Here is a 19,886-nt window from a genome sequence, read left to right as displayed (position 1 = left end):
ATGAGCGGCCAGTCCCTGCATCCGCACCTCGTTAGCGCTCCGCTTCTGCCGCCTATGGCGCCGCCTTGTGGAATCCGGCCGAGCCCGGCGACCTGGATCAGAAAGAACCTGTTCTCGACGCCGTTCTCCGGCGTTCTGACGATCTGCTTCACAGTTCTCGCCGCATGGCTTTTGCATCAGTTCGTGCGTTTTACAGTCTTGGATGCAGTCTGGGCCGGCGGACAGGAAGAATGCCGCGCCAACCCTGAGGGCGCGTGTTGGCCGTTCATCGTCGAGAAATTCGACTATTTCCGTTACGGGGCATATCCGGTTTCCGAGCGCTGGCGGGTGGACCTGACGCTGGCGATCGGCGCCGTGCTGATCGCCTGGCTGCTGTGGAAACGGGCGCCGCGGCGCAACGTGGCGGCTATGCTGTTCTTTGTTGCCTACCCGGTCGTCGCCTTCGCGTTGTTGCGCGGTGTCGCGTCCTTCAATCTGCCGGTCATCGATACCGTCTTGTGGGGTGGGCTGCTGATCACGCTGCTCATGTCGATCGTGGGCATCGTCTTCTCGCTGCCGCTCGGCGTGCTTCTCGCGCTTGGCCGACGATCGGAGCTTCCCTTCGTCAGGGCAGTGTGTGTGATCTTCATCGAGGTCGTCAGGGGTGTGCCGTTCATCACGGTGCTGTTCATGGCGAATTTCATGATGCCGCTCTTCGTCCCCGACTATCTGACGCCCGATCGGCTGCTGCGTCCGCTGATTGCAATAGCGCTGTTCTCGTCGGCCTACATGGCCGAGGTGGTGCGCGCAGGCCTTCAGGCGATCCCGAAGGGGCAAAATGAGGCGGCAAAGGCGCTCGGCGTCAGCTATTTCACCATGATGCGTCTGATCATCCTGCCGCAGGCGCTCACTATCGTTATCCCAGGCATCGTCTCTACCTTCATCGGGCTGTTCAAGGACACGACGCTGGTAGCGATCGTCGGCATTGCGGACTTCCTGAGAGCCGTCGAAACGGCGCGAGTCGATCCGAACTGGGCCGGGCCGACGATCTCCTCGACCGGCTATCTTTTCGCCGGGCTGGTCTACTGGATTTTTTGCTTCGGAATGTCCCGGTACTCGCAGTCGATGGAGCGCGCGTTGGCGCGCGGCCACAAGAGCTAGGAAGCGGATGTGCGACAGGCAGTTTCAGCAGCGAGGCACGCGGCGCAAATCCTCTAATAGCCCGCCAAAAGTTCGAGCAGCCGCGAGCGGCAAAAACCACACCGGAAACCAGGCAATGACGTGTGTAGATACATCGCAACCGACGGTTGCGGAAAGAAATGTTGGAATGATCGACTTCGACAGGATCTATGATCGCCACCAGTTTGGGTCAGTCAAATGGGCCAATCAGTGGGACGAATTCTCGCCTCGGGTCGAGGGCGAAGATCTGCTTTCGCTGTGGACCGCGGACATGGATTTTCGCGCGCCTGAAACCGTCATCGCGCGGCTGCGCGAAGCGGCTGACCATGGAATCTATGGCTATACCCGCCGCGACCCCCGTCACTACGAGATTGTGCAATCATGGTTCGCGCGTCGGCACGGCTGGTCGCCGGCACTGGAATCGCTGCTGCCGGCGCCTGCGATCATGCCGTCGGTAGCCGCGATGCTTCGGACCTTCACGAAGCCCGGGGACGGGGTGATCGTGCAGTCTCCCATCTACTCGCCCTATTTCGAAGTGATTCAGGGGAACGGCAGGAAGCTGCTGGTCAACAGGCTAAGGTTGCAGGATAACCGATATGAACTCGACCTGGAGAACTTCGCGAAACTGGCAGCCGGCGCCAAGGCCTTCCTGTTGTGTAATCCGCACAATCCAGCTGGAAAGGTGTGGACGCGCGGGGAATTGACGGCGCTGAACGATGTCTGCGAGCGCTACGGCATCCTTGTCATATCCGATGACATCCATTGCGATATCAGATTGTCGGATCGCCCGCACATCGTCTTCTCGTCCCTCTCGGAGGATGCCGCGGAAAAGTCATTCATCTGCACGGCTCCAACGAAGACCTTCAATCTGGCCGGCGTGCCCTCCGCAACCGTGTCGGTTGTCAACAAGCAGCGGCGCGAGGCGCTTCTGGCTACCATGCAGGCATCGTTCATGGTCAATGCCAACTTCTTTGGACGGCTGGCGCTAGAGGTCGCCTACAGCACCGGCGCGCCTTGGCTGGATCAGCTGACGCGCTACATCGGCGGCAATGTCGATTTCGTCCTCAAGTTCGCCGAGGATCGCCTGCCGGGCATCACACCGATGCGGCCGGACGCTTCCTTCCTGGTGTGGCTGGATGCGCGCGGGCTCGATCGGAGGGTCGGAGGCGTTCAACGCTTTTTCGTCGACCGAGCCGGGGTCAATTTGTACGACGGGCGCGTCTATGGGCCCGGCGGTGAAGGCTTCATTCGCCTCAATGTCGGTTGCCCTCGTCCGCTGTTGCGCAGAGGGCTCGAACGCATGTCCAGGGCGCTGGAGTCGTTGTGAGGGCGTAGGGCCCGTTGGGCGACAAGCTTCGTTCAGATCGCGTTGCGCAACGCGAACCCGCACCTCTGCTGCTTGACGGCGATAGCGTGCTTGCATTCAGCTCCAGGCGTGGCTGGCCAATCCATAGACCCAGGGCCCGTTGCTTTCGCGGTTCAGAAAGCGGTGGCCTTTGGACATCGTCGTCACGGTCTCGGCAATGCCGAGGCCGCTCTGCTGCAGAAACTCGGCAAACACGCCATCCTTCTCGCGCGTATCGACGCGGGCGAATCGACCTGCCAGCTTGTTCAGATGGACGGCTGTGAGGTGGACCGCGTCCTGGTCGTTTCGGGCTATTGTGGGACCAATCACATGGCCGCGCCCGAACTCGCGACACATGGAATAGCCAACGACCTCGCCGCCGCGACTCAAAGTGGCGATCGAGGCATCCTCCGAGAGCAACGCAAGCAGCCTTGCACGGTTGGTCCCGAATGCGCGCGCGTCCAGTTCGGTGATCTCGCGAAGTCTGCCGCTGGGCAGATCACTTAATTCACCATCCGGAGCTGGCATTGGCGGGAGTTTTTGTGGGATCTCGCCCTGGCGCATGTAGACGATCGCCTCGTTCGTGAAGCCGAGCGACACATACAGAGGATAGGCGGCATGGGTGGCATTCAGGGCCAGATTGCGATCCCCGCACTGCTCGAGGACCTGGTCCATGAGCCATCGGCCGCCTCCCTGCGCCTGTGCGCGAGGCGTCGTGATCACCAGGCCGATGGTGGCAAAATCGTCCCCTTGGGGAAACCACATCGCGCTTCCGAAGACGCGCCCAATTCCGTCAACGGCGACGATGCCGTGGCCGGCGCGGCGCAACAGATCCCAGTCTTTTGGGCGATGCGGCCAGCGGACCGAAATCGACAGTGCATGCAGCAGATCAACATCGACATCATTGATGTCGCGCGCAACCAGTTCAAAGGATTTCAGGCGTACTGATCTCTGCATCTCAGTCGATCCGCTCCTTCAACGAATGTCTTTCAACGAATGCCCAGGGCACGCGGTGTTAAATCCTGGCGCCGATAGCCATGTTTGCGACAGGCCTCATTTGCAGCAGCATTACACGGGAACGCCAGCAGGTTTCGCTGGTTCGAGGCGTTTTTTCGCAATCTTCAGCCAAAGCACGACGCGATTCGGCAGGGAACACTGCTGCCTGCGGATAGGCTGGTCGCACCCGGTGATAGTGTGCAAGCAGAGCGGACCGCCATGAACGTGGAAGAAATCCTCGCGACCCTGATCGCATTTCCCTCCGTTGTGGGCACGCCAAACGGCGAGATCGTCGATTGGATCCGCGACCACTGTCAGGCAGCCGGAGCCGAGGTGACGGTTGTGCCCGGTCCCGAGGGCGACCGGTCCAACCTGTTCGTCACGGTCGGGCCGCGTGGCGGTCGGGGCTACGTCATCTCCGGACATATGGATGTCGTGCCGGCCGGCGAGCCGGAATGGAGCTCGGATCCGTTCGTCCTGCGTCGCGACGGCGGCAGGCTTTACGGCCGCGGCACCACCGACATGAAGGGCTTTCTCGCCTGCGCATTGGCAGCGCTGCCAGGACTTGCGGCAATGAACCTGCGGCAGCCAGTCCATCTCGCATTCTCCTACGACGAAGAGGCGGGGTGCCGTGGGGTGCCGCATCTCCTGGGTGCGTTGCCGAGCCTGTGCGAGAGGCCGCTTGGCGCAATTGTCGGCGAGCCCAGCCGGATGCAACCTGTGCGTGCGCACAAGGGAAAGGCCGCGGCGCGGCTCGAGGTGATCGGGCGATCCGGCCATTCGTCACGCCCCGATCTCGGACTCAATGCCGTGCACGCCATGGCCGGCGTCATCTCGCACGCCGTGGCCTACGGCCAATCGCTCACGGGCGGCCCGCTCGATCAAAATTTCGAGCCCCCATACTCTTCCTTGCAGGTGGGTGTCATCGCCGGTGGACAGGCGGTCAACATCATCGCTGGCCACTGCACAGCCGATATCGAGGTGCGTGCCGTGCCGGGCGTTTCCCCAGCATCCCTGCTTGAGCCGGTCAAAGCCCGGCTTTTCGATCTGCGCGACAGCGGCTTCGAGGTGGCTTGGCACGAATTGAGTTCCTATCCCGCCCTTGCGCCGGCGGATGGGAGCAAGCTAGCGGCAGTCCTGACAGAGCTGACCGGGCAGGAGCCGCTCACGGCGGTCAGTTACGGCACTGAGGCCGGGCTTTATCAGCAGGCCGGTATCGATGCGATCATTTGCGGCCCTGGCGAAATTTCCCGCGCGCATCGTCCCAATGAATACATCGAGATCGGTGAACTTGTTGCCTGCCAGAGCATGATCGAGGATCTCGGCGCGCGTCTCGCGGCCTGAGGGAAGGGCGAGTTCCATGGCATTTCTTTTCAACTCCGATGCGGCGCGTGCTGCGGTGTTCCGCGAGATTTTTGCGCGCGAACTCCCGGATCTGGAATTCTTCCATTCCGGCGATGAGTTGGAGCCGGACAAGGTGCGCTATCTCATCACCTGGACGGTGCCGGACGACATCTCCTGCTACCGCAACCTGGAAGTGCTGTTTTCGATCGGAGCCGGCGTCGACCAGTTCAAGCAGGACGTCGTGCCGAGCCATGTGAAGCTGGTGCGCATGGTCGAGGACGGCATCATCCGCATGATGCAGGAATACGTCGCGCTTGGCGTGTTGGCGCTCCACCGGGAGATGCCCGCCTATCTCGAGCAGCAGAAGAGGTGCCTCTGGCAACCGATTGCCGCTCGACAGGCGGCTGAGCGCCGGGTCGGTCTTCTTGGTCTTGGCATGCTGGCGCAGGCGGCAGTCGAGCGCCTGAAGCCGTTCCAGTTTCCGCTTGCCGGGTGGAGCCGCAGCGAAAAGCGGATAGAGGGCGTCGATTGTTTTCACGGCGCCGATCAGTTGCCCCGCTTTCTGAAGCAGACGGACATTCTCGTCTGCCTGCTACCGCTGACGCAGGAAACCAGCGGCATTCTCGATGCAAAATTCTTCTCCTTGCTGCCAACCGGGGCGCGGCTGCTGCATGTCGGCAGGGGTCCGCAACTCGACCAGGCCGCGCTGATCGACGCGCTCGACAGAGGCCACGTATCCGCGGCGATGCTTGATGTCACTGATCCGGAACCGCTCCCGGAAGACCATCCGCTGTGGTCGCATCCGAAGGTGATGATAACGCCGCACATTGCCTCGGTGACACAACCGCATACGGCGGCGCAAGCCGCCGTCGACAACGTCCGGCGCCACCGCGCCGGCGAAGAACTGATCGGCCTCATCGATCGGACACTCGGCTACTAACCAGGAGACCCACATGTCACTGCTGACCACGATCGACACAAATCCCGCCTTCACGCCGAAGGAGGCATTGCCGCTGCCTGAGCGGCTCATTTCCGGCACTCCATCCTTCAAGAGCTGGGCGCAGGATGCCTCGAAAGGTGAGAAGGTTCTGACCGGCGTTTGGGAAGCCACCCCCGGCGAGACGCATTCGATCAAGGGCACCACCTACGAGTTCTGCCATATCCTTTCGGGCCTCATCGAAATCGAGGAGAAGGGCGGCGAGACCAAGACTTACCGCGCCGGCGACAGTTTCGTGATGAAGCCCGGTTTCGTGGGTGTCTGGCGCACGATCGAGACCGTGCGCAAGATCTACGTCTGCGTTTACGACTGAGTTCAGTGCTCAAGGTACGGCCGAGTAGAGCGCGCGGCGGTTCCAGAACAATCGACTATCCAAGTTCGGCCCGACGCGATTCGACGCTGTCGGGCCGCTCATTCTCGACGAAAAATGCGGCGCGCGGTCCGCTATGGTTCCGCTAGTGCGAATGAGGACCTCGATCGATGAAGACCTATGACATAGCGCTCATCCCCGGCGACGGCATCGGCAAGGACGTGACCGGGGCGGCATGGCAGGTGATGCAGGCCGCGGCCAAACGGGGCGGTTTCGCCCTTGATGGCACACGCTTCCCATGGTCGTGCGCCTACTACTTGGAAACCGGCGCAATGATGCCGCCAGACGGCATCGAGACACTCCGAAAATTCGATGCGATCTATCTCGGCGCTGTAGGCTGGCCCGCGGAAGTACCCGACTCAGTATCGCTTCACGGGCTGCTCCTGCCGATCCGGAAAGGGTTCACGCAGTACGCCAACATACGGCCGCACAGGCTGTTGCCGGGCGTTCAGGGGCCCCTCCGCTCCGATGGTTTCGACATCCTGTGCATTCGCGAGAATACGGAAGGCGAATATTCCGGCGCCGGCGGGCGCGTGCATTCCGGCACGGCCAATGAGGTCGCGATCGAGACGTCAATATTCACGCGTGCCGGTGTCGAACGGATCATGCGTTTCGGTTTCGAACAGGCGCGGGCGCGCGGCAAGAAGCTCGCATCCGTGACCAAATCCAACGCCCAAAAGCATTCCATGGTTTTCTGGGATGAGGTCACGCGTGAGGTGGCGAAGGACTATGCCGATGTCGAGGTCTCGCACTACCACATCGACGCCATTGCCGCCCGCATGGTGCTGGCGCCGGAAAGCCTCGACGTGATCGTCGCCTCGAACCTGTTTGGCGACATCCTCACGGATATTGGAGCGGCCATTCAGGGCGGGCTGGGTTACGCCGCCTCCGCCAATATCAATCCCGATCGCAGTGCGCCTTCCATGTTCGAACCGGTCCACGGTTCGGCGCCCGACATCGCGCATCTCGGTGTCGCCAATCCGATCGCCGCGATCTGGTCGGGTGCGATGATGCTCGAGCATCTGGGCGAGGGGCATGCTGCGGCAGAAGTGATGTCGGCAATCGAGTCCATAACCGCGCGGGGCATTGGCACGATCGCAGGCAAGGACCGGACTGAAACAATCACGCAAGCCGTGCTTGCGGCGTTGAGCTGAAAGGGCAGAGGAAAGACCATGAATGCGATAACGAAGATTGGCACGTTTGACGATGCGGACCTGTTCCGCCAGCAGGCGTTGATTGGCGGTGTGTGGCGGGAAGCGGATACAAAGGCCGCCGTCGAGGTCACCAACCCTGCCACCCTGGCCGTTCTTGGCAGCGTTCCCGATATGGGCGGCGACGACACCCGGGCCGCGATCGGTGCTGCGGCCGAGGCATTCAAAAGCTGGAAGAAGACGACCCATGCCGAGCGTGCGAGATTGCTGGAGCGCTGGCACGACCTCATTCGCCAGCACGAACAGGATTTGGCGCTTCTGCTGACGCTGGAACAGGGTAAGCCGCTTGCCGAGGCGTCGGCGGAAATCCGCTACGGCGCATCTTTCGTGAAATGGTTTGCGGAGGAGGCGCGCCGGATCGGTGGCTCGACCATTCCGTCACCCACCGCCGATCGACGCATTCTGGTTCTCAAGGAAGCAGTCGGCGTCTGTGCCATCATCACACCGTGGAATTTCCCCAACGCGATGATCACGCGCAAAGTAGCACCGGCGCTGGCCGCCGGCTGCACGGTGGTGATCAAGCCGTCGGAATTTACGCCGTTTTCGGCGCTCGCGCTCGGTGTCCTGGCGGAGCGGGCGGGCATCCCGGCAGGCGTTATCAACATCGTGACCGGCATGCCGGGCGAGATCGGCAAAGAGCTGATGGCCAACGAAACGGTGCGCAAGATCTCGTTCACCGGTTCGACCCGCGTCGGCGCGCTGCTCATGCGTGGCGCGGCCGACAGCATCAAGCGGCTGAGCCTGGAGCTTGGCGGCAACGCGCCCTTTATCGTTTTTGACGACGCCGATCTGGATAACGCAGTTGAAGGTGTGATCGTATCCAAGTTCCGTAATGGCGGTCAAACCTGCGTTTGCGCGAACCGGATTCTCGTGCAGGAAGGCGTTTACAACGCTTTCGCCGAAAAGCTGAGCCAGCGCGTCACGCGGATGAAGGTTGGCGCGGGGACCGACGAGGGCACTGAGATCGGCCCGATGATCAACGCGGCCGCGATCGACAAGATCGAGCGTCACATCGCGGATGCGAAGCAGAAAGGTGCCCAGATCCTCGCCCAAAGCGAGGCAGTGCCCGACGGCAGGCAATATGCACGGCCCGTCGTCCTGGGGGAGGCTACCACCGAGATGCTCCTGGCATCGGAAGAGACCTTCGGACCGGTGGCGCCGCTTTTTCGCTTCGAGACGGAGGAAGACGCCATCACGATCGCAAACGCTACGCCGTTCGGCCTTGCCGCTTACTTCTACACCGACGACCTCAAACGGTCATGGCGTGTCGCCGAGGCGCTGGAGTTCGGCATGGTCGGGCTCAATACCGGCCTGATCTCGACCGAGGTTGCGCCTTTCGGCGGTGTCAAGCAGTCAGGCGTGGGGCGGGAAGGATCGCAGCTCGGCATCGACGAATATCTCGAGGTCAAGACGCTTCATGTTGGCGGGCTTAATTAGAGGCCTTTCGGAGTCGCAACTGCGAACTAAAGTGCGTCGCGTTTGACCGGCCTCATGCGGCGCGCTTTAGGTTGTTGTTTATGCTGTCGCTATCGCAAAACCGCTGCACACCCTCGGTCAGGGCCCAGGGTCAGGCCTGAGGGCATCCCTTAGCGCGACATGCATTGGAACACAGTCCCCTTTTCAGCGGCCGATTTTCAGTGGCAATCGCAAACCTCCGGGATTAGCCGAAGCATCCCTCCACTTCGGTCGGGTAGAGGCGATGGGCGACCATCGCCTCTACCTCGACCGAAGTTGGGGCGGCTTATGCCAATCGCCAGCGTTGGAGATTTGGCTGCCCGACCGTCAGGCAGCGAAGGTCCACCGCCGTATGGATGTCAGGGTCTACGCTGCGCCGCTCGCTCCTTGCTCCGCCCTGGGACGACGAGCGAGGGGTGGTTCGGTCAATCCCAGGCTCCGAGGGCATGCTTTTGTGCGACATGCATCAGCAATGAGAAATGGGCGGTCGAAACCGCCCCTTTCTCATTTCGATACTTCGAATGCCGCGATGGCCGGAGGCCCGCCGGCCTCAAGCAACTTCCCGAACGGGCTCCAGGCCGACCGCGGCGGCCAGCCCGCCGATATCCTTGATCTCGGTATATTCGTAGAAGGGGTTCGCGGGCTCGTGGCCGCGGTTCACCCAGACCTTGCTCTTGATGCCGAGATCGTAGGCGGTCATGAGATCGTAGCGGAAGGAGGAGGAGACGTGAGTGATGTCCTCCGGGCCGCAGCCGAGCTTGTCGAGCATGTATTCAAAGCCCTTCATCAGCGGCTTATAGGCGCCAACCTCTTCGGCGGTGATGACGGTGTGAAAGGGCGCGCCGAGCTTTTCCACATTCGACATGATCAGGCTGTTCATGGAGTTGGACAGGATCACCAGTGGGATTTCCTTGGCCACTCTGGACAGGCCAGCCGGGACGTCGGGGTGCGGACCCCAGGTCGGCACTTCGTCATAGATGCGTTGGGCGTCTTCGGGTTTGAACTGGATACCGATGCGCTTGCAGCTGCGTTCGATGGAATTCTGCACCACCTCGAGGAAGGGTTTCCATGGCCCCAGCACCTCGTCAAGGCGATAGCCCCTAAAAGCCTCCACGAAGCTGGCCATTGCCTCTGGGGAGAGGCGCTCACCGTAGACGCGCCGCGCCGCGCCGGCCATATCGAAATTGGTGAGCGTGCCGTAGCAGTCGAAGGTGATGTATTTCGGTCTGAGCGTCGACATGGCGACCATCCTCCTGGTTTTCTCGGCACAGCGTGCCTGTACCACAATCAGCATAGTCGGAGATCTGGAAGACAAACGGCCGCATTCGCCGCGACCTGAAGCAGATCGTTTCGTATTGCATCGCCGGTTTGGCAGAGAGTTGCGCCAGCTGTCCTTTCGAGCTTTGGGAGCGGCGCGGCCTGTCGGCCATGCTTCGGCAGAAGATGCGGCACGAGCGGCGAAGGATAGTGAAAACGCGTCGCGCTTGGCTGCCGGTCGGGAGGAACTGCTGTCTTTGGTGGTCTACCGTCAGCACTGAAGACGAAGGCTGGAAATTCATCATGACCACAAGACAGATCATCCTTGAAGAGATGACACCGGGGCACCTGGAAGGTGCTGTCGAGTTGTCTCGCCAAGTCAATTGGCCGCATCGCCGCGAGGATTGGGAACTGGCCCAGTCGGTCAGCCGGGGGATCGTCGCCCTGGAAGAACAGCGCGTGGTGGCGACGATCATGATGACCCCCTACGGCGACAATGCCGCCGCCATCAACATGGTGATCGTCGATGCGGCCATGCGCGGCCGCGGACTCGGCCGAAAGATGATGGAAAAGGCGCTGGCGAAGGCGGGTGAGCGCACCTGTTGCCTGACGGCGACACGGGAAGGCCTGCCGCTCTATGAGAAGCTGGGCTTCGTCACGACTGGCGAGATCGTGCAGCATCAGGGCGAGGCGTTGGCAGTTTCGGCGCCGGCCCGTGTATCCTGGGCAGAGAGCGGCGATCTTGCCCGCCTCGAGGTGCTGGATCGCGAGGCGTTTGGCCATGACCGATCGGCGCTGATGAAACGGGTTTTCGAGCGCGCGAAGCTCGCTGTCATTCGCGATGAAGGCGTTGCCCAGGCCTTTTCCGCCATCCGGCCATTCGGCCGGGGGCTGGTCATCGGCCCGGTGGTGGCGAGAAACGGTACCGAGGCCAAGGCACTGATCGACTTTCTGCTCGCCCATCATCAGGGCAAGTTCGTGCGTGTCGACACCGACGTCTCAACGGATCTTGCTGAATGGCTCACCGGGCGCGGGCTGGCGCATGTCGGCGGCGGGATCGCGATGCGACGCTCCATAGCCACGCACAAAGAAAGCAAGCCGGCGCATCATCGCACATATGCGTTGGTCAGTCAGGCACTTGGTTAAATCAGGCAATCGGTTGAATCGGAGGAAGAAATGCTGGCAAATTCACTGATCGAACTCGATCGCGCGCATCTGGTTCACCCGTTTTCATGCTATCGGAGCCACGAGGAGACGGGCGTGCGGGTGCTCAAATCCGCCAAGGGCGCAACGGTGACCGATGCAAGCGGGAAAACCCTGCTCGACGGATTCGCCGGTCTATGGTGTGTAAACATCGGCTACGGCCAGGAAAGTGTCGTTGAAGCAGCCGCAAAGCAGCTAAGAGAGCTTCCCTATGCGACCGGATATTTCGGGCTGGGGTCCGAGCCTGCCATTCGCCTTGCTGCCAGGCTTGCCGAACTGGCGCCCGGCGATCTGAACCATGTCTATTTCACGCTTGGCGGCTCCGACGCAATCGACAGCACGATCCGCTTCATTCGCTATTACTACCATGCCAAGGGCACGCCGCAAAAGGACCAGTTCATCTCGGTCGAGCATGGCTACCATGGCTCCTCGACGGCAGGGTCAGGCCTGACCGCAATTCCGGCTTTCCATGCAGGTTTCGGCGTGCCTTACGACTGGCAGCACAAGATTCCCTCGCACTACGCCTATCGCAATCCGGTCGGTTCCGACCCGCAGGCGATCATCGATGCATCCGTCGCGGCCCTGCGCGCCAAAATCGCGGAACTCGGTGCTGGCCGCGTTGCGGCCTTCTACGCCGAACCCATCCAGGGTTCGGGCGGTGTCCTCGTTCCACCGACAGGTTGGCTGAAGGCTCTGCACGCCGTGTGCAAGGAACACGACATCCTGTTCGTTGTCGACGAAGTTATCACTGCCTTTGGCCGCACCGGCCCCCTCTTCGCCTGCGAGGAAGACGAGGTCGTGCCGGATCTCATGACCACGGCGAAGGGACTGACCTCCGGCTACGTGCCTATGGGCGCCGTCTTCATCTCGGACCATGTGTACAATACGATCGCGGACGGAGCCGGCAAAGCGCCTGTCGGCCATGGCTATACTTATTCGGCCCATCCCGTGAGCGCGGCAGTCGGGCTCGAATGCCTGCGTCTCTACGAAGACGGCTTGCTCGAGAATGGGCGCAAGGCCGGCAAGCGCTTGATGGCAGGCCTTCGCTCGCTCGCCGACCACCCGCTGGTTGGCGACATTCGCGGTCGCGGCATGCTGGCAGCAATCGAGTTGGTCACCGACAAGGATCGCAAGACGCCGCTGCCGGCTGCGGCCGATCCGGGGCGCCGCATCTTCGAGCGCGCGTGGGCGAACGGCCTTGTCATCCGCGCCTTCAACAGCGGCATTCTCGGCTTTGCGCCGCCGCTCTGCTGCACCGATGACGATATTGATGGAATCCTCGAACGCACCCGGATGACCCTGGATCAAACCCTCGAGGACCTGGACGTGCGGTCGGCGATAAAGGGATGATCGTCCGGGCTGCCGCCGCATGCACGCGGCAGCCTCTTTCTCATCTGTCGAATATCGCGTCGAGAGGCAAATGGGATTTGACGATCGGTGACTTCAGCACGACGAAGCTGAAATATTTGTCGATTCCGATATCCAGTTCGATCATGCGCTCCATGATCGTCTGGTACTCGCTGATGCCCGCTGTGACAAACTTCACAAGATAGTCGTAACCGCCTGAAACCAGGTGGCATTCGATAACAGAATCGACCTTCTGGATTGCGGTGAGAAATCTCGCGAAGTCGTTCTGCTGGTGGTGCTTGAGCGTGACTTCGGTGAAGATCGTCAGAGTCTGCCCGAGCTTGGACACATCGATCTGGGCGGAATAGCCGGTGATGAAGCCTTCCGTCTGAAGCTTCTTCACCCGCATCAGGCAAGGGCTCGGTGAAAGGTTCACCAGGTCGGCGAGCTCGACATTCGTGACCCGCCCGTTCTTCTGCAGTTGGGATAAGATCTTGATGTCGATCTTGTCGAGCTTCATTGGAAACCTGTCAAACGTTGGAACCGCGGATCGTCCGGCAGACGGCGTCCGTCACCTCCTGCGTGGTCGCTGTCCCTCCGACGTCCGGCGTCAGCACGCCCTCACTCGTCACCGATTCCACAGCGTTCATCAACCGGACGGCCGCTGCGCTCTCGCCCAGATGTTCGAGCATCTGGGCAGCGGTCCAGAAGGTGGCGACCGGGTTGGCAATACCCTTGCCGGCGATGTCGAATGCCGAGCCGTGAATTGGCTCGAACATCGAGGGATAGCGCCGCTCGGGATCAATGTTGGCGGTCGGTGCAACGCCGAGGCTGCCCGCGAGCGCGCCCGCAAGGTCCGACAATATGTCGGCGTGGAGATTGGTGGCGACGATCGTATCGAGGCTCCGCGGTTTCAACGTCATACGCACTGTCATAGCATCGACCAACATCTTGTCCCAGGAGACGTCCGGAAATTCCGGCGCGACCTCGGCTGCGATTTCGTCCCACATTACCATGCCGTGACGCTGCGCGTTGGATTTTGTAACAACTGTCAGGAGCTTTCGCGGCCGTGACTGCGCCAGCCGGAATGCATAGCGCATGATGCGGGTGACGCCGACGCGCGTGAAAATCGCGACCTCGGTTCCGACCTCCTCGGGGAGGCCGCGATGGGCTCGGCCGCCGTGGCCCGAATACTCGCCCTCGGAATTCTCCCGCACGATCACCCAATCCAGATCGCCAGGGCCAACGCCCGCCAGCGGCGAAACAATGCCGGGCAATATCCTGGTCGGCCGCACGTTCGCGTATTGATCAAAGCCTTGGCAGATCGGCAGCCGGAGGCCCCAGAGCGTGATGTCGTCGGGCACATCGGGAGCGCCTACCGCGCCAAAGAAGATAGCGTCGAAGCGCTTCAGTTGCGCCACCCCATCTTCGGGCATCATCCGACCATGGGCCTTGTAGTAGTCTGAGCCCCAGTCGAAGTGCTGGATGCGCAGCTTGAAGTCGCCGCAGCGCCGCTGCAGCGCCTCAAGCGCCTGGAGACCGGCGGCAATGACCTCTGGGCCGATCCCGTCGGCAGGAATGGCGGCAATCTCATATTCGCGCATCGTCACTTTCCCTTCAGTGCTGGCCGCCTCACGGCCTCGATCTCGACCTGATGTAGCTTGGCAAACGGTCTTCTCAGAATTCAGCGACCTTGCCCCACGCAGCTGTCTTCAGACGCTCCGGCCTATAGGGACGCGGATCGACGATCGGCTCGCTGCCGGTGATGATATCGGCGATCATATGTCCAGCGCCGGGGCCGATCCCGAAGCCGTGGCCGCTAAATCCCGCGGCGAGAAGAAAGCCCGGAATCCCCTCCACTTCACCAATTGCCGGAACGCCATCGGGCGTGCTGTCGACATAGCCCGCCCAAGCATGAGAAATCGCGACGCGCTGGAACTCGGGCAGCAATTCGCAGGCTCTTTGATAGGTCAGGCGAATCTGCCTCATGTCAGGTTTGGGGTCGAGAATCCGATTCCGTTCCATTGGCGTCACGTCGTCAAGTACCCATCTCCTCAGGCTTTCATGTCCTTGACGCCAGCCCTCGAACGCTCCCGGGGCCAGACTGCGCCAGCGGCGGGCGAACATCGGCACGAACTCGCGGCTGAACCTGAGCTGCTGCGGCGTTGGATCGACTCGCGCCCGCCCGCTGATCGCCAGCGCGTATCCGCCGTTGCTGCGCCGCGTCAGCGAGACGCGCGCGGTATGCAGGGCATCCGGCAGGCCATTTGCGCCCGGCGCTACGGATAGAATGGACTGACGCACGGCAGCTTGCGGGAAACGGATACCAAGCTGGTTGCAGAAGGAAGAAGCCCACGCGCCTCCGGCCATGACCACGGTCGTTGTTCGGATGGTTCCGGCTTCTGTAACGACGCCGCTGACCCGGCCGGCGCTCAGTTCCAGCCCGCGCGCCGCGCAATTTTGATGCACGGTGCCGCCGGCCGCCATGATGCCGCGCGCGGCAACCGGCACCGCCTTCGATGGATCCGCCGTTCCGTCAGTTGGCGAGAACACGCCGCCTTTCCATTTGCGGCCGGTCGCCTTGCCCCGTTCGGTGGCTTCTTCTGCGCTCAGCACATGCGTCGTGACACCAACCGTCCTTGCGAAATCGCGCCACTTTGCCCAGCCTGCCAACTCGTTTTCGTCCTGCGAGAGATAGAGCAGGCCGCAGCGGCGAAAGCCGGTGTCTTCGCCGGTCTCCTGCGCCACTTTTTCCCAGAGATCGAGGCTCCTGGTTGCCATCGGCAACTCGCGTGCGTCACGGTTCTGCTGACGGCACCAGCCCCAGTTGCGGCTGGACTGTTCGGCGGCAACGCGCCCCTTCTCCAGCAGGGCAACGCTGACGCCGCGGCGTGCGAGATAATAGGCCGTGAATACGCCGACCACGCCGCCGCCGATGACGACGACGTCCGCCTCGCGAGGCAGGGATGGACTGGACTCGATGTGAATGAGCGGCGCGGGCATGGATGGGACTCCGGTAAATTTGAAACATCCTAGCCTGCGGCCCGCAGAGGCAGGCTGCGGAGTTCATGCCTGGACGGAATTTCCTGCGGTTTGCTGCCCTTGGAACAGGCAATTGTTGCCGAAAAGCGCTCGCTGGCCCCAACCTCGCAGGGGCAAGCAGGAGTACACTTCATCCAGTCGCGTGATCTGCGGTATGGGCTTTTCGGGACGCGGCGCGCAGTGACGCAAGGCCTGTCGCGCACAAATCAGCGGAAGAAGGACCTGGTTGTCTGATCCCGGTTTTCTGCGCCGGAACGGTGGCAGAGTGAAATGCCGAACCTGACGTTCTTTTCAGAAGTTCCTGCCGCCCGAGGGCCAAATTTCGACGACTATGCGGAGACAGAACAGTCAAACTGGCTGAAAGAACGGAGCAACCTTCCTTATAACGGGTAAGCTCCAGAGGACTTCCGATAGGCAGGGCTTACGCCTTCGGAGAGTTCTCCAAGAAAAGGGAACAGTGTCCGGTCCACGGACCGAATTTCATCAAGGGAGCCGCCAGGATGAGCAGAATCCGTCTCTCGCAGCCTCAGCGCTCGAAGCGCCGAGATGACCAGACGACGGACGCTATGGTGAGGCGCTTCTGCTCAAAGCGCGATGATGTGGTCCGCAACAGCGTGGACCCGCTCGGTTCAAACGGGAGATGATCGCAATGGTCGCTAGCATCCAGCCTGTAGCCCCCGCCGATGTGGCGCTTTCGGTGCGCGACCTCACGGTGAATTTGCCGAAAGGCATGGAACGGACTTATGCCGTCGAGAACATCTCCTTTGATCTGAAACGCGGCCAGATCCTGTGCGTCATTGGCGAATCCGGATCCGGCAAGTCGGTCACCGCCAACGCCATCATGGGGCTACTGCCCAATGTGATCCGCGTCTCCTCGGGCGCCATCCACCTCGATGGGATGAACATCGTAGGCATGCCGCAAGACAAGCTGCGCAGCCTGCGCGGCCGAGTGGTGTCGATGATCTTCCAGGACCCGCTGTCGGCGCTCAATCCGTTGATGACCGTGGGTGCACAGATCGACGAGGTCATGGCGGCGCATGGCGTCGGAACTCCGAAATCGCGTCGCGGCCGCGCTGTCGGGCTGCTGACCGAGGTGGGACTGCCGGACCCGGAACTCATGTACCACCAGTATCCTTTCCGCCTCTCCGGCGGGCAGCGGCAGCGGGTGATGATCGCCATGGCGCTGGCGCTCGAGCCGACGATCCTGATCGCGGATGAACCGACGACCGCGCTCGACGTGACCACCCAGGCGCAGATTCTGGAGCTGATCCGCGACATTCAGCGCCGCAAGGGAATGAGCGTCATGTTCATCACCCATGACTTCGGAGTGGTGGCCGAGATCGCAGACAGCGTCGTGGTGATGGAGAAGGGCCACATCGTCGAGCAGGGTAGTGCTCAACAGGTCCTGAAGTCGCCTGGCCATCCCTACACAAGGCGTCTTATCGCAGCCGTCCCGCACCTGACCGGTGAGGACCGCGTTCCTCTGGAGACGGCCGACAAAGCGCCGATCCTGAAGGTCGAAGGCCTGATGAAGACCTACCGTAGCGGCAGTTCCCTGTTCAGCGCACAGCGCGTCGTGCCCGCGGTCAACGAGGTCTCGTTCGATCTGGCGCCCGGGCGCACGCTGGGCGTTGTCGGCGAAAGCGGTTCCGGCAAATCGTCGCTTGGTCGGCTTTTGATCAAGCTGCTGGACAGCGACGGCGGCGGGATTCTGTTCGAGGGCCGCGACATAGCCAAGCTTTCCGAAGCCGAATTCCGCCCGCTGCGGCCGCGGGTCCAGATGATCTTCCAGGATCCGTTCGCCTCGCTCAACCCGCGCTCGACGATCGGCCACATCCTGACCGTTGGCCCAGTCGCCCACGGCACGCCCTATGCCCGGGCGCGTGAAGAGGCGAAAGCGCTCCTGGCCCATGTCGGCCTCGATGCCGGCGCCTTTGATCGCTTTCCACATGAATTTTCCGGTGGGCAGCGCCAGCGCATCGGCATCGCTCGGGCACTGATGTTCAAGCCGAAGCTGCTGATCGCCGATGAGGCGGTGTCGGCGCTGGACGTGTCGATCCAGGCCCAGATCCTGCAGCTGCTCGACCAGATCCAGCGGGAGACCGGCGTGTCGATGATCTTCATCACCCACGACCTGCGCGTCGCCAGCCAGATCTGCGACGAAATCGCCGTGATGCAGAAGGGGCGGATCGTGGAACGCGGTCCTCCCTCGCAAATCTTCCTCGACCCGCAATCAGCCTACACACGTGAGCTGGTGGCGGCGATTCCTGGAGAGCAGCCGGGATCTACCCGTCCGGTTGCAGCAAATGGGTAAGAGCCACGGCGGATACCGCCAGAACAAGGGGAATTCCAATGACTGAACACGCAAACACCAAATCAAACTACTCGCGACGCGATGCACTACGATTGATGGCGATAGGCGGGGCGGCTGGCCTCATTGCGCCCAATCTGTTGGGCAAACCCGCCTTCGCCCAGAACCCGCCAGCGAACCCAACCGGCCGCGTCGTCGTCGGTCTCTCGCAGGAGCCCACCAAATTCAATCCGTTGATGCCGCATATCGAGGTCGACGACGCTGTGCATTTCTCGCTTTTCGATGCGCTCTTCCGCATGGATCCCAAAGGCATTCTTCAGCCCAATCTTGCGGTCGAACTGCCAAGCCAGAAAAACGGCGGCATTTCAGAGGACGGTCTTAAGTGGCACATCCGCCTGCGTGACGATGTCCGCTGGCACGACGGCAAGCCCTTCACGGCCGAGGATGTGAAATTCACGCTTGAGCTCATCACCAATCCGAAATTCCAGGCGTGGCGCACGGCCGGCCATTCGCTGGTGCGCGAGATCAAGGTGGTCTCGCCGACCGAGCTGACCTGGCGGATGGAGGAGGCTTTCGCCCCCTATTTGTCGTTTCTCGCCGAAACCTTCATGGTTCCCAAGCACATACTCGAAAAGGAGGCCGACCCCAACGCCGCCGCCTTCAATCAGGCGCCTGTCGGCACTGGCGCATTCAAGTGGGCGCAGCGCGTTGCCGGCGATCATATCGAACTCGTCGCGAACGCGGATTATGCCGGGGAGGGCCCCTATTTGGAGCGACTCGTCTTCAAATACATCCCCGACATGACGGTGCTCTACACCCAGTTCAAGAGCGGCGACATCGATCTTGTCGACCAGGCATATATAACCGCCGACCACTACGCGGAAGCCAGCACACTATCGGATCGCGTGGTCAAGCTGGAGCCTGGAGCATCGGTCGAGTCGATCTATCTCAATCTTGAGAAGCCGCAATTCAAGGACCCGGCGGTCCGCCAGGCGCTCTACGCGGCAATCGACAGGAAAGCGATCCTCGAAGCACTTTATTACGGGGTCCACAAACCCACCGAGACGTTCATGCCGCAGAATTCCTACTACTACAATCCGAACCTGCCGGCACAGGAGTTCAACCTCGAGCGCGCGGGCCAGATCCTCGACGAGGCCGGCTGGGTACCCGGAGCCGATGGAATACGGGCGAAGGACGGGGTGCGCCTGTCGTTCGCCAACTCCACCACCTCCGGCAACCATTTGCGGGAGCAGACGCAGCAGTTCCTGCAGCAGACATTCGCCGAGATCGGCGTCGAGATGACCATCTCGAACCTGCCCGCCGCTGTCATGTGGGGCGATTTCTGGCTCAAATCGCAGTTCGAGTCAGCCATCTCCGGTGTAACCAATGTCATCGCCGGCGACCCCGATGTTTCCAACCGCCTGCACAGCAAGGCGATCGTCGCCAAGGGCGGAAAGGGCTCGAACACCGGCCAATACTCCAACCCGGAGGTCGATGCGCTGCTCGACAAGGGCGCCCGCACCTTCGATCGGGAAGCGCGGCGCGCCATCTATCTGCGTGTGCAGGAAATCGTCCGTCAGGATCTGCCGTTCCTGCCTCTGTTTGCCTCCACCAACGTGTTCGGCCGCAAGCAGGGGCTGGAGGGTTTCGAGGCAAATTCCAACACCCGCGTCGCATCCTGGCATGCCGCCGGATGGCATTGGAAGGCCTGACATCCATACGCCGCGGCCCCCCCCCCGCGGGGGGGGGGGGGGGGGCCCGGAGTAAAATTGGGGGGGGGGTTTAAAATGATGAGATTTATAGCCGCGTGCGGGGGCACCCCCGGCGAAACAACCCCAAAAAACAGCAGA

General features: G+C 61.7%; 16 protein-coding genes. 11 read left to right on the top strand and 5 right to left on the bottom strand.

Annotated features, from left to right (window positions below):
- Together AC0L17_RS16945 and AC0L17_RS16940 are read left to right on the top strand one after the other, a co-directional pair.
- Entirely contained in the window at positions 1–1,140 is a 1,140-nt protein-coding gene (locus tag AC0L17_RS16945; protein ID WP_473516666.1) for an amino acid ABC transporter permease, read from the top strand.
- A gap of 166 nt (positions 1,141–1,306) precedes the next feature.
- On the top strand, positions 1,307–2,485 hold the full coding sequence (locus AC0L17_RS16940; protein ID WP_473516665.1) for a MalY/PatB family protein: 1,179 nt from the start codon (positions 1,307–1,309) through the stop codon (positions 2,483–2,485).
- 96 nt (positions 2,486–2,581) lie between these two features.
- Here AC0L17_RS16940 and AC0L17_RS16935 read toward each other — a convergent pair whose 3' ends face one another.
- On the bottom strand, positions 2,582–3,460 hold the full coding sequence (locus AC0L17_RS16935) for a GNAT family N-acetyltransferase (protein ID WP_473516664.1): 879 nt from the start codon (positions 3,458–3,460) through the stop codon (positions 2,582–2,584).
- Between the two features lie 258 nt (positions 3,461–3,718).
- Between AC0L17_RS16935 and argE the strand changes: the two genes are divergently transcribed.
- The 5 genes from argE to AC0L17_RS16910 all read left to right on the top strand — a co-directional run bounded on the left by argE (position 3,719) and on the right by AC0L17_RS16910 (position 8,858).
- A complete protein-coding gene (argE, locus tag AC0L17_RS16930; RefSeq protein WP_473516754.1) occupies positions 3,719–4,843 on the top strand; it encodes an acetylornithine deacetylase in 1,125 nt (374 codons plus the stop codon).
- A gap of 16 nt (positions 4,844–4,859) precedes the next feature.
- A complete protein-coding gene (locus AC0L17_RS16925; protein ID WP_473516663.1) occupies positions 4,860–5,783 on the top strand; it encodes a 2-hydroxyacid dehydrogenase in 924 nt (307 codons plus the stop codon).
- Between the two features lie 13 nt (positions 5,784–5,796).
- Positions 5,797–6,153 (top strand): cupin domain-containing protein, encoded by a 357-nt coding sequence (locus AC0L17_RS16920; protein ID WP_023798459.1) that lies wholly within the window; start codon positions 5,797–5,799, stop codon positions 6,151–6,153.
- 167 nt (positions 6,154–6,320) lie between these two features.
- Positions 6,321–7,364 carry a tartrate dehydrogenase gene (locus tag AC0L17_RS16915; protein WP_128168248.1) on the top strand — a complete coding sequence of 348 codons (1,044 nt, stop codon included), beginning with the start codon at positions 6,321–6,323 and terminating at the stop codon, positions 7,362–7,364.
- An 18-nt stretch (positions 7,365–7,382) separates the two neighbouring features.
- Positions 7,383–8,858, top strand: coding sequence for an NAD-dependent succinate-semialdehyde dehydrogenase (locus AC0L17_RS16910; RefSeq protein WP_473516662.1), 1,476 nt, complete (start codon positions 7,383–7,385; stop codon positions 8,856–8,858).
- 568 nt (positions 8,859–9,426) lie between these two features.
- On the opposite strand, the gene AC0L17_RS16905 is transcribed toward AC0L17_RS16910, so the two are convergent.
- Positions 9,427–10,116, bottom strand: coding sequence for a haloacid dehalogenase type II (locus AC0L17_RS16905; protein ID WP_473516661.1), 690 nt, complete (start codon positions 10,114–10,116; stop codon positions 9,427–9,429).
- A 320-nt stretch (positions 10,117–10,436) separates the two neighbouring features.
- Between AC0L17_RS16905 and AC0L17_RS16900 the strand changes: the two genes are divergently transcribed.
- Both AC0L17_RS16900 and AC0L17_RS16895 read left to right on the top strand, forming a co-directional pair.
- The gene (locus AC0L17_RS16900) at positions 10,437–11,279 is read left to right on the top strand and encodes a GNAT family N-acetyltransferase (RefSeq protein ID WP_473516753.1); all 843 of its coding nucleotides are present in this window, start codon (positions 10,437–10,439) and stop codon (positions 11,277–11,279) included.
- 30 nt (positions 11,280–11,309) lie between these two features.
- Entirely contained in the window at positions 11,310–12,686 is a 1,377-nt protein-coding gene (locus AC0L17_RS16895) for an aminotransferase class III-fold pyridoxal phosphate-dependent enzyme (protein WP_473516660.1), read from the top strand.
- A gap of 40 nt (positions 12,687–12,726) precedes the next feature.
- Here the strand turns inward: AC0L17_RS16895 and AC0L17_RS16890 are convergent, their stop codons facing one another.
- From AC0L17_RS16890 to AC0L17_RS16880, 3 genes are all read right to left on the bottom strand, one after another.
- Entirely contained in the window at positions 12,727–13,203 is a 477-nt protein-coding gene (locus AC0L17_RS16890; RefSeq protein ID WP_023798454.1) for an Lrp/AsnC family transcriptional regulator, read from the bottom strand.
- 10 nt (positions 13,204–13,213) lie between these two features.
- The gene (locus tag AC0L17_RS16885; RefSeq protein ID WP_473516659.1) at positions 13,214–14,287 is read right to left on the bottom strand and encodes a tartrate dehydrogenase; all 1,074 of its coding nucleotides are present in this window, start codon (positions 14,285–14,287) and stop codon (positions 13,214–13,216) included.
- A gap of 73 nt (positions 14,288–14,360) precedes the next feature.
- A complete protein-coding gene (locus AC0L17_RS16880; protein ID WP_473516658.1) occupies positions 14,361–15,686 on the bottom strand; it encodes an NAD(P)/FAD-dependent oxidoreductase in 1,326 nt (441 codons plus the stop codon).
- Positions 15,687–16,374: 688 nt separating this feature from the next.
- Between AC0L17_RS16880 and AC0L17_RS16875 the strand changes: the two genes are divergently transcribed.
- Positions 16,375–18,039 (top strand): ABC transporter ATP-binding protein, encoded by a 1,665-nt coding sequence (locus AC0L17_RS16875; protein WP_473516657.1) that lies wholly within the window; start codon positions 16,375–16,377, stop codon positions 18,037–18,039.
- A gap of 38 nt (positions 18,040–18,077) precedes the next feature.
- Positions 18,078–19,748 carry a peptide ABC transporter substrate-binding protein gene (locus AC0L17_RS16870; protein ID WP_473516656.1) on the top strand — a complete coding sequence of 557 codons (1,671 nt, stop codon included), beginning with the start codon at positions 18,078–18,080 and terminating at the stop codon, positions 19,746–19,748.
- Positions 19,749–19,886 lie beyond the last annotated feature (138 nt).

It is taken from the genome of Mesorhizobium sp. WSM4829 (genome assembly GCF_055811475.1).
The sequence above is the reverse complement of the archived record's forward strand: the minus strand, read 5'-3'. Positions and strand labels throughout refer to the sequence as shown.

Coding starts and splice junctions, on each gene's coding strand:
- AC0L17_RS16945 (WP_473516666.1), top strand. CDS start 1: ATGAGCGGCCAGTCCCTGCATCCGCACCTCGTTAGCGCTCCGCTTCTG.
- AC0L17_RS16940 (WP_473516665.1), top strand. CDS start 1,307: ATGATCGACTTCGACAGGATCTATGATCGCCACCAGTTTGGGTCAGTC.
- AC0L17_RS16935 (WP_473516664.1), bottom strand. CDS start 3,460: ATGCAGAGATCAGTACGCCTGAAATCCTTTGAACTGGTTGCGCGCGAC.
- argE (WP_473516754.1), top strand. CDS start 3,719: ATGAACGTGGAAGAAATCCTCGCGACCCTGATCGCATTTCCCTCCGTT.
- AC0L17_RS16925 (WP_473516663.1), top strand. CDS start 4,860: ATGGCATTTCTTTTCAACTCCGATGCGGCGCGTGCTGCGGTGTTCCGC.
- AC0L17_RS16920 (WP_023798459.1), top strand. CDS start 5,797: ATGTCACTGCTGACCACGATCGACACAAATCCCGCCTTCACGCCGAAG.
- AC0L17_RS16915 (WP_128168248.1), top strand. CDS start 6,321: ATGAAGACCTATGACATAGCGCTCATCCCCGGCGACGGCATCGGCAAG.
- AC0L17_RS16910 (WP_473516662.1), top strand. CDS start 7,383: ATGAATGCGATAACGAAGATTGGCACGTTTGACGATGCGGACCTGTTC.
- AC0L17_RS16905 (WP_473516661.1), bottom strand. CDS start 10,116: ATGTCGACGCTCAGACCGAAATACATCACCTTCGACTGCTACGGCACG.
- AC0L17_RS16900 (WP_473516753.1), top strand. CDS start 10,437: ATGACCACAAGACAGATCATCCTTGAAGAGATGACACCGGGGCACCTG.
- AC0L17_RS16895 (WP_473516660.1), top strand. CDS start 11,310: ATGCTGGCAAATTCACTGATCGAACTCGATCGCGCGCATCTGGTTCAC.
- AC0L17_RS16890 (WP_023798454.1), bottom strand. CDS start 13,203: ATGAAGCTCGACAAGATCGACATCAAGATCTTATCCCAACTGCAGAAG.
- AC0L17_RS16885 (WP_473516659.1), bottom strand. CDS start 14,287: ATGCGCGAATATGAGATTGCCGCCATTCCTGCCGACGGGATCGGCCCA.
- AC0L17_RS16880 (WP_473516658.1), bottom strand. CDS start 15,686: ATGCCCGCGCCGCTCATTCACATCGAGTCCAGTCCATCCCTGCCTCGC.
- AC0L17_RS16875 (WP_473516657.1), top strand. CDS start 16,375: ATGGTCGCTAGCATCCAGCCTGTAGCCCCCGCCGATGTGGCGCTTTCG.
- AC0L17_RS16870 (WP_473516656.1), top strand. CDS start 18,078: ATGACTGAACACGCAAACACCAAATCAAACTACTCGCGACGCGATGCA.